This is a genomic window from Acinetobacter lwoffii (genome assembly GCF_024129435.1).
Lineage (GTDB): Bacteria > Pseudomonadota > Gammaproteobacteria > Pseudomonadales > Moraxellaceae > Acinetobacter > Acinetobacter lwoffii_F.
Window position 1 is genome coordinate 1 of the sequence record NZ_JAMXXN010000026.1, and the last position, 14572, is coordinate 14572.

Consider the following 14572-nt stretch of genomic DNA (forward strand, 5'->3'; position numbering starts at 1 on the left):
CGATTTGATAAGCTTGCACGAAATTACCAGTCTATGATTTACATTGCTTGCATATTTATTTGGTGTAAAGCCAAATGAGGACACGCCCTAGCCAAATGTGGGCTTATTTTAAGCGATAGGTCTGAGGACCCAATGGCAAGATATGTCCTAAGGTGACTTTGGAGTCATCCTCATCTTTAAGACATAAAAAGCCTAGATTATTCAGGCTTTTGCATATGTAAATCGCTTATTTTGCGATGCGCCAGACGGCCAGTAAACTCGCCAGTACAATCAGAATCACCGACACAAACCATGGTGAAATAATCGCAATTGCCAGCAGAATGGCCATGACACTGCCGAACATCCAGCTACGCTTCTGTTGATGTTCCATTTGCAGGCGCATGCTTTGTAATTCATTGAGCTGTTTGGCATGCCAGGCCGACTGATTTTTTAAACCGTTTAAGCTGTCGATCATCAGGGTCGGTAAATCCTGTGCCCCTAAAAGCAGATCCGGAATTTTCTGTCCCAGTTCTTTCAGGTTCTTTTGCGGATTCATCTGGGCCTTGATCCAGTCTGTCAGGATCGGTTTGGCCAGACTCCAGATATCCAGTTCAGGATACAGGTCGGTTCCCAAACCTTCGACATGCACCAAAGTTTTTAGCAGTAGCATCAATTGAGGTGGAATTTCCAGATGGAAACGACGAGCGATGTCCATGACTTCAATCAGAATGCCGGCAAAATCTAGTTCATGCATCGGTTTTGAGACCATTGGCCCCACACTGCGGCGCATTTCACGAGCCAAAGCATCCTGATCAGTTCCCGGTGGAATCCAGCCGGCCTGATGCACTACCTGAATCAGTTGCATAAAGTCGCTATTCATGACGGCCAGTAGCATTCGCGCGACCGTCATCTGGTCATGCTTGGACAGCTCGCCCATAATCGCGCAGTCCAGCGCAATGAAACGCGGATTGGCCGGATTGATGGTTTCTACAAAGACGTTGCCCGGATGCATGTCAGCATGGAAGAAGTTATCGCGGAACACCTGAGTAAAGAAGATGGTCAGACCTTTACGTGCCAGATCGGCACGATCCATGCCGAGTCGGTCAAAGGTCGCGATATCTGAAATCGGCACCCCGGTAATGCGCTCGGCTACCAGAACATCTTTGCTGTCCATGTAAATTTCCGGCACATACATCATGCTCGAGCCGGTAAAGTGATGGCGCATGCGGCGGGTATTGTCTGCTTCCAGCGTCAGATCCAGCTCATTCAGAATGATCTGTCGATAATCCTGAATGATTTCCGACAAGTGTAATGCGCGGGCAGCTTCCAGACGTTTTTCCAAAAATTGACCGAGCCATTCCAGAATTTCAAAATCCTGCAAAATCTGCTGGCGAATATTCGGGCGGGTGACTTTAACCACCACTTCACGGCCATCATGCAAGGCAGCCGTATGCACCTGAGCAATCGAAGCTGCAGCCAGTGGCTGGGTATCGAAACGCGCGAATAGGGTATTTACATCAGCTTTCAGGGATTCCTGAATGCGCATCTTGGCTACGTCATTATCAAACGGCTTGACCCGGTCTTGTAGCAAGACCAGTTGCTGTAAAACTTCAGGTGGAATCAGGTCACGACGGGTCGAGAGCAGTTGACCGAGCTTGATCGCCAACGGCCCCATTTCTTCTAAAGCCAGTTTCAGCTTGAGCGGATTTTTACGTTCACGACTGGACCAGGCGGCCGGATGCATCCGGATGAGGGACAGCACATGCCGCGACTTTTCTGGTAATTCTTCCGCAGGAAACAACGTGTCGAGTCGATAGTGCGCGGCGATGCGCCAAAGTTCGAGTAAACGTGAAACATGCGGAATCATAAAGCTGTGTACCTAGTCTTGAGTAGAATTGTTGGAGGCATCGATTTGAGCCTGAAGCTGATGGATTTTTGCTTCAACCCGATCTAAATTTTGATTCAGGATACGGGTGTCCTGATTCAGGTCATCCATTTGCCAGCGGTGGGCAAACAGACCACTGTCTTCTTTTAAGGCATCTTCAGCAAAGAATAATTGACTTTGCAGGGTGCGTTTTAGCTGCTTGGGCAGCAGTTGCAATTTGCCAATTTCATGCGCCAGCGTCGGGCCAATCCAGGGACTTAAGTGCGCTGCCAGATCCAGTTCCGCCTGTTGCATGATGCGCTGGATTTCCTGCAATAACTTGTAGTCGCCTTGCAATGGAATATTGCCGACTTCATCGGAAAGCAGCAGCTTGAGTAATTCCACCACATTGCTGACCTGCAAGGTTGCAGTTGCTTCGGTGACTGTCGCGGAACTTGCGTCAAATGGACGTTGTTCAAAGACCGAAGGTGTTTCGGTATGACCGGTTGCCGTTGGCTCCAGACGAACTTTGCCCTCATCAAAAAACACATCGACCGAAAGCTGTGGCGAGGCGATCACCACCCGCAGCATTTTACCGGATAGGGCATTCAGCTGGATGCGGGTAATGGCATCCAGATCAATCACATGATGAATCACGCGTTCAACAGCACCGAGTGCCAGAATTGACCACATAGGCAAGGAACCTTAAAGTTTGAAACCGCGGTGAACCGCAACAATCCCGCCAGTCAGGTTGTGATAGTCACAATTCTGGAAGCCGGCATTTTCCATCATGCCTTTCAGGGTGCGCTGATCTGGATGCATACGGATCGATTCAGCTAGGTATTTATAGCTTTCTGCATCATTGGCAATGATTTTACCCATGATTGGCAATGCCGTGAACGAATAAAGGTCATACAGCTTAGAGAATGGCTCAAACACTGGTTTAGAAAATTCTAGAACCAGTAAACGGCCACCTGGCTTGAGTACACGGTACATCGCAGCAAGTGCTGCATCTTTATCGGTCACGTTACGTAGACCGAAAGAAATCGTTAAAAGATCAAAGCTGTTATCTGCAAATGGTTCTAAGGTTTCGGCATTGGCCAGAACGAAATCGACATTGGTACAGCCCGCATCGATCAGACGGTCACGACCGACATTCAGCATCGATTCGTTAATATCAGACAGTACCACATGACCTGTCGGACCAACTTCACGGCTAAAGACTTTAGCCAAGTCGCCAGTACCACCCGCGATATCCAGCACATGCTGGCCACGGCGTACACCTGACATATTGATTGCAAAACGCTTCCACAGGCGATGAATACCAAAAGACATCAGGTCATTCATAATGTCGTATTTGCTCGCCACCGAGTGGAACACTTCTGCGACTTTCTGGGCTTTTTCTTCGCTGTTAACAGTTTGATAGCCGAAGTGTGTGGTTGAGCCGACGTTACCGGTATTGGCACCACGCGGCAGATTATATTTAGGCACAGTACCCATCACAGGCGTGTCAGTCAGACGTTGTTCTAAAGATTGTTGCTGACCTTGCGGGGTGCCTTGTGGAAGGGGTTCAGTTAAGAATGGGCTCACTTTGTCTGTCTGTTGTGCCGACTCGGGGGTAGGGGTAGGCGTTGTATTTTCATTCGACATTGGAGTCACTCCTAACATATCAATCGGGTTAATCTTGCATTGTCTGCATCATGACAGATTCTAAAGGCTTATTCAGCAATCATGATGCAATTGTTATGAATAATATACAGAAAAATTCACGCTTGGCAGAAATACTCATCGGGTATTTACTGAAACGGTAGCGGATCGCCAGAATGTACTTTATCGATAATCTGGCGTTCGGTTGCCGTGAACGTGCGTACAAATTTTTCTGCCGATTTGAGTGGCTTCATGGCCAGAAAACCATCCTGCATAAATTCATACATCACCTGAAAGTTATATTTATTCGCCGCGCCTTTACACATTTTAAAGGCCGTATAGACCACAAATGAACGCATGTATTTATCCAGACTCATGCCGAGCTGATCCAGCAGAGCCAACTGTTTCAAGCGTGCTTCACCCTGATCCAGTTTGAGATAAGTCAGGCGCATCATCTCGTCAGTCAGCGGTTCATGCGGATGATAATCCTGTAATAACTGAATCGCGACCTGTTCATCCAGCTGTACCGCCAGAATAGCCAGCTCTACACCTGAGGTGCCGGTTTTAATGGCATTTTCCGGAATAACTTTTTCTGCTTTATGCGCATATTTCATCAGCCGGGCAATCTGTTCTGCCAGCGCATCAAAGTCAGCGCCGCCGTAGAGACGATTGAGGAAATACTCGGACATCAACTGGTTTTGTTTTTCAGCAAAATGGGCACGATGGGTGCGCTGCATGCGGACTTTCTGCCAGGCCTGCACATCCTGTAAACGGCTTAAAATGTCAGGCCGGGTGTGATAAGCCAATTGATAATAATGCGCTAACAGATCATCGAGTACGGCAAGTTTGGACATGAGGCTTCAATTATCATTGGAGGATGCAAGAATCTTAGAGGTTGCCGGACAATCCTGCTATGACAAATTGAACAGAGATCGGGCATTTGTATGTCAATCTGTTGTTTAAATAGCCAATTTAATCGTGTGAAAAACGTTGCCAGAGCTATTTTTGCGCTGAAACTCCTCGCTATACTGCAAATAGAATAAAAGATCAGGGTTGAAGATGCGTATGGAACAACCACAATTTCAGTTAATGGATGAAGATCAGCTGTCTGTCGAGCTGATTGATGCCCAATATAATTTAAAAAAGACCCGAGGCCAGAAAAATGCCAAAAGTCTGGTGATTCTGGTGAATGGCATTGAGCTGGCCGGCAAGGGTGAAGCGGTCAAACAGCTACGTGAATGGGTCGATCCGCGCTATTTGCGCGTGAAAGCCGATAAGCCCCAGTTAGCCGGCCCAAAGCAGACCTTGTGGCAACCTTATGCGCGTTTTATTCCAGCTGAAGGCCAGATCATGGTGCTGTTTGGTAACTGGTATAGCGATCTGCTCGGCAGTGCCATGCAAGCTGAAAGCCCGCTGAGTGATGCACAGTTTGATGAATATCTGCAAGAGATGCAGGCCTTTGAACAGGACCTGAAAAATAACCATGTGGATGTGATCAAGGTCTGGTTTGACCTGTCCTGGAAAGTCTTGCAAAAACGCCTGGATGCCATGGATCCGAGTGAAACTCACTGGCATCAACTGCATGGTCTGGACTGGCGCAATCGCAAAGAATATGACACCTTGCAGCGCCTGCGTCAGCGCTTTACCGAGGACTGGTTCATTATTGATGGCGAAGATGAGCAGCAGCGCGACCAGCAATTTGCCCAGTATATCCTGAGTGCTTTGAAACATTGTCCGGATCACCCGGCCAGAGCCAAGGGAGGATGGAAGCAGGCCAAGATTCCCGAGCAGTTAAAACATCCTTCCATGACCCAAGCCCAGCCAGAAGATTACAAGCCGGAATTAAAAAAGTTAACCGCGAAGGTCGCTAAAGCCATGCGTTCCGATTCGCGTAATGTAGTGATTCTGTTTGAAGGCATGGATGCCGCTGGCAAGGGCGGCGCGATCAAGCGGATTGTCAAAAAACTGGATCCACGTGAATATGAAATTCATACCATTGCCGCACCAGAAAAATATGAGCTGAGCCGTCCTTATTTATGGCGCTTCTGGACCAAGCTGCAAACCGATGATGATATCTGCATTTTTGACCGTTCCTGGTATGGTCGGGTATTGGTAGAACGGGTAGAAGGGTTTTCTAGTCCGGTAGAATGGCAGCGTGCTTATAATGAAATTAACCGTTTTGAACAGAGCTTGGTCAAGCATCAAACGGTGATTGTGAAAATCTGGCTGGCAATCTCCAAGGAGGAACAGGCAGCGCGTTTTAAGGCGCGTGAAGATACACCGCATAAGCGTTTTAAAATTACTGAAGAAGACTGGCGTAACCGGGAACGCTGGGACGATTATCTGAAAGCGGCAGCCGATATGTTTGAACATACCTCGACCGAGGAAGCGCCCTGGCATATTATTGCGACCGATGATAAGAATACCGCACGGGTCGACGTGTTAAAGGCTATTTTAAAACAGCTTCAGGCAGAATAATCTGCCTGAAGTAGAGGATTTTAAAAAGTTTAAAAATATTCAGCTTAAATAGTATTAACCTTGGGCGACCTGTTTTTGCTGGATACTTTTAGCCGTGCGATAGCAGTCTTGCACATGAGCATCGGCAATTTTTTTCATAACAAAATAACCCAGACTTGCGGCCACCAGCTGACCACCTAGTGGAATGAATTTTGTGACTTGCTTTATGATCACTTTCGCTGCAACATTGTTCAAAGATTTTTTAACTGCCGTGCGTGCGACCACCAGGCCGGAAAATTCTACGCCACGTTTACGCAGCTCCTGCCAGTGAATCTGACGGGTTTTCGGGTCATAAACACTGATCTGATCTGGGGACAGGCCGAAGCGGGCATTGATCTCGGGAATCAATTGCGACAAGATGCCGACATCAATGACCACGTCCATAAAAGGTACCGGAATCACGGCGGCACCGGCAGAATAGTAGGCGCGTTTTTTGGTGAGTTCCAGGCATTCGTCGCGGATTTGTTCTAAATCTAGGCTCGGATCGAGACGTTCAGGAATTTTATCTAATTTCATGGGCACTACCTAAGCTCTATGTTGTTTTTTTCTATTCAAGCATCTTTAAGATGCTTTTTTCAAAGAAATTTTTCGACTGAAGTGTGGTTTTAAAGTGTCATAGAGCGCTCGGGATGTATAGTAAATAATCTTTATTGTTTTGTAGTAAAAACCACATTCAGCAGTTCAGGGGAACCAATGGCCATCCATGTTATTCAGAGTCAACGTATTGATGTGCTTTTGGATAGTATGCTGCGTATTGTCAACCAGACTGCCCGGAATCCATTTGAGGTGTTACAAACCCGGCATTTTATTGTGCCTTCGCCGGCAGTAGAAACTTGGCTGACCCAGAAAATTGCCGAGAAAAAAGGCATTAGCGCCAATACCCAGTTTCATCACCGGATTCGTGCCTTTCAATGGACTTCCTATCAGTGGGTATTGAATGCGCCTAAAGAGGTGGAGCAGGTCCGTGAGGCCAATATTCCGCGCATTATCATTAAATGGCGCGTGTTTCAGGCGCTGCGAAAATGCATTCTGCCTGAACAGATTCCTTTAGACGTCGATCATCCGCTGTATTCTATTGTGAAGCGGATTTATGATAGTGCTGACCGGCTGGAGCAGGGCACAGAAAAACAGCTGAAAAAACAGAGCATGCTGTACTGGGTGGCGGAGCAGGTGTCGCGTTTGTTCAGCCATTATATGGATTATCGTGGTTATTGCGCGCGTAATTGTCCACCGCAAAGTTGCAGCTGCCCGACCAACTGGCTCGAGGCCTGGGGACAGGATATTGCGCTCGATATCGAGCAGATGCTCTATAGCCCCAAAGATGAAAATGGTCATGAGATGCAGGTGGCGGATTTTGTCAAGATTCAGGCGCGTGAACTGGAAGCCTGGCAACGCTGGTTGTGGCAGCATGTATTTCAGGATGACTATGCCAAAATCCTGGAGATTGAACGCCTGTATTGGGATCGGCTGGAAAATGAAGAGACTCGAACCCAAGTCCTGAAACGTTTGCCGGCGCAGATTGTGGTGTTTAGCCTGCTGGAACTGCCACCGAGCCAGCTGGATTTTTTACGCCGTCTGGGGCAATACATTGATATCTATATTTTTCACTTCAACCCCTCGCAGGAATACTGGGCCGACAGTGTCGATCCGGACTGGAAAGCCAGATTTGATTTGCAGCGGGAAGAGCGCTTTATTCAGCGCTTTGAAAAAACCCGTCAACGTAAGCCGAATGATGAGGAAATAAAAGATTTCAGGATCAAGCAGCTGAACTTTAATGCCGAAGACCGGGAATCACGGCATCCGCTCTTGACCCGATTCGGCAAGCAGGCACGGGATCATTTCTCTCTACTCTCCAAACTGTCTTCAGGAGAAGAAGGTCTCTGGGCGGATGTCTTTGTCGATGAATATCAGGACAGGCTGCTGGCCAAAATCCAGTCGGATATCTTGTATTTGCTCGAGCCTGAACAGCATCAATATGCTTTAAGCCCTGACGATGATTCGGTACAGATTCATGTCTGTCATTCTTCATTACGTCAGCTAGAAGTCCTCAAAGAACAGCTGATTCACTGGCTGGCTCAAGATACGAATGACGCGCCGCGTCAGCCGAGTGATATTCTGGTGCTGACGCCAAGTCTGAAAGAACTCGAACCGGCAATTCGCAGTGTCTTTGCGCCACCACCGCGCGAGCGTGAAATTGGCAGCAAACGCCTGCAGAAAGATAATCTATATTTACCGATCCAGATTGCCGGGGTGTCGCGTCTGGATGTCAGCAATGCCTGGCGCGCGGTACTTGGCCGGATTCAGTGGGTACGGCGCCGTTTCAGTATTGAGGACTTCGCCGATTGGCTCAGCCTGAATGCGACCCAGCAGTATTATGGCCTGGACTATAGTCAGGTAGAACGGATGTTGCAGTTGCTGACAGATGCTGGCTTCAAGCGTGGACTGGACCAGCAGCATTTACAGCAAAGCCTCAGTACAGGCGATGAGGATTACCGGTTTAGTTTTAAATTCGCGCTGGATCGTCTGGCGTTGGGTCTGGCGATTCCTGAACATACCCTGTTTCAGGACACCTTGAGTTATGCCAAGGTTCTGACCAGTGATTTTCCGCTGATTTCGACCCTGATCCGAATTTATCAGGATCTGGTGCAGCGCCGTGACTGGCTGACTTTACATGAAACCGGGCAACGCACGCCAGTCAAAACCTGGCTGGAATATCTGCGTGCCGATCTGAACGAGTTCCGTGATGCCGGGGTAGAATCACTCAAAACCGTTGCCGAGATTATCGACAAGCAAATGCGGATGCTGACCCTGGCCGATTATCATGACCAGGATGATCCACATGCCAGTCAGGAACTGGTGGCACTCAGTTTGCCTCTACCTTATGTGCTGGAAGAAATTCAGAATACCCTGGAGATGCAGCTGGATCAGGCCGAACCGACAGGACAGATCACCTTTAGCCAGATTGGCCAGATCCGTCCATTACCTTATAAACTGGTGGTGATGCTGAATCTGGATAGCGGTAAATTTCCGAGCCGCAATCAACAGGTTCCGTTTGACCTGATGCGCAGCCTGAAGCCGCAACTTGGTGACCGTTCCCGTCTGGATGACGAGCAGGGCGCTTTTCTGGATGCCTTGCTGCTGGCACAGGAAAATCTATGGCTGTTCTATAATGGCTTTGATCTGGAGGATGGTGAGGCTCGCGATCCATCCACTGCCTTGCAGGAACTGGTTCAGCATATCGCGCTGATCTGCCAGTCTGAACAGCCGGATGCCGAAGTCGATCCGATGGTGGATATTCATGGTCTATCGGTCGCTCAACATATCCAGCAGCTTTATCATGTACATCCCTTACAGCCTTTTGATCCAGCCGGATTCGCAGATATGCAGACACCACGTTATCAGGATCAGTGGTTTGCGGTAGCAGAATATATCCGCAGCGCCGAAGGCAAGCGCAGCAGCTGGATCAATGCACATTATCCGGCACTAGAACAAAAAGAAATCCGGGTACTCAAAGGTGATGAATGGATCCGCGATATGATTTTCCCGGCACGTCTATTCCTGAAAAGTGTCGGGGTTTCCACGATTCGCTATGCCGATTTGCCGAGTTCCCGGGAACCTTTATTATTGAATAAGCTGGAACAGTATCAGGTACGGGATTTCCTGTTGCAACAAGAGCAGGAGATTGAGCCGAACCTGATGCTGGACCTTTTGCCGGTGGGCAAAACTCAGCAAGCCACCTGGCTGGGCAGCCAGCAGGAACAGCAGTTATTGCAAGAACGTTTGCTGCAGTTGGGTAAAGAACTGACGCCAGTTACCCAGCAATCCTTGCAGTTCAGTTCTGAACTGATCATTCATATTAATGTACCTCAGGTTCCACACAGCAGCTACTGGCTGAGTATGCAATCCTCTTCGGCCTCAGAAAAACGCCGCGCCCAGATCTGGCTGGAGTATCTGCTGTGGCTGGCTTACTTAAATGATGATGCACGCTCACCAGAACTGGAGCACATTGTCATTTTCAGTAATAAAACCCTGAAGTTTTCTGGCTTGAGTTCAAGCAAGGCACATGAGTATTTGCAGCTCTGGTTAAAGGCCTGGGAAATTGGTCAACAGCAGCCGCTGGTCTTGCCGGCAGAATTACTGATGAAAAAAGAGTGGCAGTGGGCCGAGAATGAACAGGGCAAAATGACTATTGTGGAAATGCCAGAATTGCTAAAGGCCTGGAACAACAGCTATGAGAGTGCCAAACCTTTGGCTTCGGATGAATCCAGTCTGCTGCATCAGGACTGGCAATTTATTTTGCAAGATCAGGATCCGGATCTGGCCTTGCAAAATTGCTGTCATGATTTTGCTCATGGCCTGTATGCGCCGATTCATCAACATCTGGAGTGGGTGAAATAGCCGTATGACTTTCTTAAAGCAGCAGATGCAAAAAGGCATTTCCACCAATCCGATTCAGGACATGAAATTCCGTGGCCTGCACTGGATTGAAGCCTCGGCAGGAACCGGCAAGACCTATACGCTCTCCAGTCTGATGGTGCGGATTTTTCTGGACCAGTATTATCCACATCAGGTGATTGCGACGACATTTACCCGTAAGGCCACGGCTGAACTGAAAAACCGGGTACGGCTTCGCATCGAGGAAACGCTGGCTTATATCCAGCGTCATCAGCAGCTCAATTCAGTTGAAATCACAGCAAAAATCCAGAATGAAACCGATCCTTTATTTCAGCAGGTACTGAAAGATTATGGTTCACGGCTGGATTATGCCCGTCGCCGTTTACGTCTGGTGCTGAACCAGCTAGATGAACTGTTTGTTGGCACCCTGGACAGCTTTAGCCAGAAACTGTTACGTGAATTTGCATTTGAAAGTGGCAAGATTGAACGTGCAGAACTGACCGAAGATCAGGATCTGTATATCCAGCAGCTGATTCATGATGTGCTGCGTGACTGGATTCAGCAACAGCCGCAATATATGGTCAATCATCTGTATGTCCAGAATCTGCTGAAACCGGTGGAGCATTATACCGGGCTGGTGCGTGATGCCCTGAATTTCAGTAAGCAGCATTTTCGCAAGATCGAACCGGCTGAATGTGACCTGAACAAATTGGAAGCCTGTATTAGCCAATTATTAAATATTCAGGAGCATGATCTTGCCGTGATGCGGCGTTATTGTCAGGAAAGTCCGAAGTATTTTCACAAGAGTTTTTTGACCAAGTTAACCGAAATTTGTGAAAACTTTATGACCTGGAGCGCAGCCCTGAAAACTCAAGGAACAATGAGTTTCTTTGATGCTGAATTGCAGCCGATTATACTGAATCTGTGCCATTTGCGCCGCAAGAAAACCGATTTCCAGCCGACCACTCAGGTCTTTAACAAAAGCTGTCCGGATGCAGAGCAGCAGCTGATTTTGCAACATAGTCTGATCGTGGCAATTGATGCGCTGTGTGAGGTCAAACAGTATCTGGATGAGCAGCTGCAACAGCTTACGACCTATCTGGAATTTCATATTATTCAAAGTGTGCAGACCCGTTTGCCACAAACCTTGCAACAGCAGGGTGAAACCACTTTTTCCCAGCAAATTCGTACATTGGCGGAAGCATTGCAAGGCCAGCAGGGACAGCGTTTTGCCCAGTTTGTACAGGCACGTTATCCGCTGATTCTTGTCGATGAATTTCAGGACACCAATCAGGATCAGGATGATTTGCTGGCCAAGATCTGGCGTGATGCCAACCGGGTGCAGTCCGGCTGCATGATTATGGTCGGTGATCCGAAACAGGCAATTTACGGTTTCCGTGGCGGCGATATGCTCACCTATAACAAGGCACATGCCGATGTGCTGCATAAACAGGGCCGCGAATATACCCTGATGCAGAACCATCGTTCAGTCAAACCGCTCGTAGAAGTGGTTGATGCGCTGTTCCAGCGGCAAATGGATTTTGGCGAACAGGTGCAGTACACCCTGATTCAGGCGGGCAGTCGTCCGCATCCGGATCTCATCGATAGCGGGGGATGTAACCCGCAGCCATTACGCTGGATTCAGCTGGGTGAATCGGATGTAGAAGCAGATCAGGTGGCTTGGAAAATCCGTGCATTGCTGAATCAGTCTGCCCATCAACAACTGTACTTTCAGCAGCAAGAGCATCAGCAAAGCCTGAGCGCAGATGATATTGCCGTACTGGGGTTTGGACATTTTGCTCTGGAACAGGTGAAGCAGCGTCTGCAACGTATGGGCATTCCCTGCTATAAAGAATCCAAACAGAGCGTGTTTGCCAGTCCAGTCGCTCAGGATGTCGCGGCAGTATTGACGGCAATCATGGATCCTTTCAATGAAGCCAAGGTCAAGCGGGCTTTACTAACCCGTTTGCTAGGCTTCAATCTGAAAAAATTGATTGATTTGCAAAGCCAGAGTGAAGGCCTCAGTCGCTATATTGCCGATCTGGATATCATTCGGGAAATGTGGTTTGAGAAAGGCTTTTTGACCGCATGGAATTATGCACTGAACCTGTTTCAGGTCTGGACCAATCTGGTGGCCAGTCAAAGTCTGGACAATGAGCGGGTGGTGGTCAATCTGCGCCATCTGACCGAGATGCTGAGCCAGCAGAGCGAATATTATCAGGGGGCGCAAAAACTCTATCACTGGTATTTGCGCCAGCTTCAGTCACCTTCAGGCAAGGACAGCGAAAAAGAACGCAAGCTGTCTAGGGATCATGGGGTGCAGCTGATGACCATTCATGCCTCCAAGGGGCTGGAATTTAAAGTGGTGTTTTTATTGGGAGCAGATGCTGCTTTTGATGTGAATAAAGGCAATCTGAATTTTTCCCTGTCTACACCTGAACAGGACAATATTCTGGAACAATCCCGGGTGATTGCAGTCAATCATAAGAATTTACATGAGCAGGCGATTCTGCAGAATGCAGCGCGTAATGCTGCCGAAAACCACCGGCTCTGGTATGTGGCGCTGACCCGTGCCAGTCACCGGGTATATGCCATGCTGCAAGATCAGAACGCACAGTCCGATTCCGGGCTGGCCTTCTGGCGTGGTCAGGGAAATACCATCTTCGAACATGCTCTAAGTCTGGTCGAGCAGCCGCTGTCTCAAGAACCACCGCGTCTGGTCGAGCAGTCGAGCCATCATCAGGTCGACATGCGGGCGCAACCTTTGCCAGAGCGGCAGTTTTATCCGCGAACCAAAACCAGTTTTACGGCTTTGTCACAGCATCAGCTACATGCGCATGTCTTGCAGGACGATCTGGTCACGGCTTCTGAACAGCCCGATAGTGCTGCTGATGAAATTGATTTCACAGGCTTGGAAGAACAGCCAGCAGCCGTGTCCTTAGACTGGATCAAGCTGAATTTTCCTAAAGGTACCGTAGCTGGAACATTCTTGCACAGCATTTTTGAACATATCGATTTTCAGGACAGCAGTTACTGGAATCTGGAAATCCGGCGCCGTTTTAAAAATACCGCACCGCAAATCTGGCAGGAACTGAAAGAAAAATTTGAACAGGCTTTTCATATACGTAGTGTACTGGAACAGGCTTTTTTCCCACATTATCAGACAGCAGTGGTGAATTTGCGCACCCTGTTTCAGGCCACAGCTCAGGCAGATTTCAAAGCCGAGGAATTGCGTCATAGTATGCAGCGCGTATTGTCCAGCCTGAACTATAAGTTATTGACCGGAATTCGCCTGCATGACCAAAGCAAAGCTTATCGCCAGCAATGGCAGCAGCTGTTTCACTCGGCACAACAGCTCGATCGTTCGGGTCTGCTAGAATTTTTAGGTCAGTTTCAGGTGTATTTCGATGGGCTGGAGAATGACTCCTTTATCCAGTTTTTTGAACAGGAAGTGGCCCAGCTCACACGCTCTGCAAGCACTGAATCGCTGAATGTGGACAGTATTTTCCAGACTGCTTTTGGTGGCTTGTTGGACGAGATTACAGAAGATATTTTGCTGAACCTGATGCATGACTGGGTACATGACATTCTGGCCACTCCGATTCAGGTAGATTTTGCTTTGGCGCAGCTGGAGGCTAAACAGTATCTGTCAGAATTTCCTTTTTATCTGTCCTTGACCGATGCCCCTTTGCAGATTCGGCAAATCCATCAGCTTTTTCTCGGACATGACATAGTCATGAGCGATTTTAATGAGGCCAAATCGGCGCGATATCTGACCGGTTCCATCGATCTGGTGTATTTCGATGGCCAGCGCTACCATATTGCCGATTATAAAAGTAACTTCCTCGGCCCTGATCAGCAGCACTATAGTGCTGAGGCGATTCAGCAGAATATGAGCCAGTCCAGTTACTGGTTGCAGGCCGCTTTGTATCTGGTGGCGCTGCATCGTTATCTGAGTGCCAATATGCAGGGTTATTCGATCACACAGCATCTGGGCGGCGCAACCTATTTGTATTTGCGCGGGATGAATGGACAGGTCCAGCAAGGGGCTTATCATTGGCAACCGAGCCTGGAATTCATAGAAAAACTGGATCAAATACTGGGCTATTTTGAGCAGAAAAAATCAGCATGATTTTGCAGTTTTATAATATATATAGAGATTAAACAGAA

Annotated in this window: 8 protein-coding genes; 3 read left to right on the top strand and 5 right to left on the bottom strand. The window is 48.3% G+C overall.

From position 1 onward, the window contains the following. Positions 1-226: 226 nt before the first annotated feature. The 4 genes from NI455_RS13060 to NI455_RS13075 form a co-directional block, all read right to left on the bottom strand. Positions 227-1846 carry an ABC1 kinase family protein gene (locus NI455_RS13060; RefSeq protein ID WP_005245845.1) on the bottom strand — a complete coding sequence of 540 codons (1620 nt, stop codon included), beginning with the start codon at positions 1844-1846 and terminating at the stop codon, positions 227-229. Between the two features lie 12 nt (positions 1847-1858). Further along, positions 1859-2536 carry a ubiquinone biosynthesis accessory factor UbiJ gene (locus tag NI455_RS13065; RefSeq protein WP_253114552.1) on the bottom strand — a complete coding sequence of 226 codons (678 nt, stop codon included), beginning with the start codon at positions 2534-2536 and terminating at the stop codon, positions 1859-1861. A 12-nt stretch (positions 2537-2548) separates the two neighbouring features. Then, complete coding sequence (gene ubiE, locus NI455_RS13070; protein ID WP_253114554.1) at positions 2549-3493, bottom strand: bifunctional demethylmenaquinone methyltransferase/2-methoxy-6-polyprenyl-1,4-benzoquinol methylase UbiE; 945 nt, start codon at positions 3491-3493, stop codon at positions 2549-2551. A gap of 146 nt (positions 3494-3639) precedes the next feature. Continuing rightward, positions 3640-4344, bottom strand: coding sequence for a DUF8198 family protein (locus NI455_RS13075; protein WP_148334806.1), 705 nt, complete (start codon positions 4342-4344; stop codon positions 3640-3642). A gap of 205 nt (positions 4345-4549) precedes the next feature. On the opposite strand from NI455_RS13075, the gene pap reads away from it, so the two are divergent. Continuing rightward, entirely contained in the window at positions 4550-5968 is a 1419-nt protein-coding gene (gene pap, locus NI455_RS13080) for a polyphosphate:AMP phosphotransferase (protein WP_253114557.1), read from the top strand. Between the two features lie 54 nt (positions 5969-6022). Here pap and NI455_RS13085 read toward each other — a convergent pair whose 3' ends face one another. Then, positions 6023-6523 (bottom strand): hypothetical protein, encoded by a 501-nt coding sequence (locus NI455_RS13085; RefSeq protein ID WP_253114561.1) that lies wholly within the window; start codon positions 6521-6523, stop codon positions 6023-6025. Between the two features lie 177 nt (positions 6524-6700). On the opposite strand from NI455_RS13085, the gene NI455_RS13090 reads away from it, so the two are divergent. Both NI455_RS13090 and NI455_RS13095 read left to right on the top strand, forming a co-directional pair. Next, positions 6701-10405, top strand: coding sequence for an exodeoxyribonuclease V subunit gamma (locus NI455_RS13090; RefSeq protein WP_253114563.1), 3705 nt, complete (start codon positions 6701-6703; stop codon positions 10403-10405). 4 nt (positions 10406-10409) lie between these two features. Further along, positions 10410-14534: a UvrD-helicase domain-containing protein gene (locus NI455_RS13095; protein ID WP_253114564.1), complete on the top strand. Its 4125-nt coding sequence runs from the start codon at positions 10410-10412 to the stop codon at positions 14532-14534. The last annotated feature ends 38 nt before the right edge of the window (positions 14535-14572 follow it).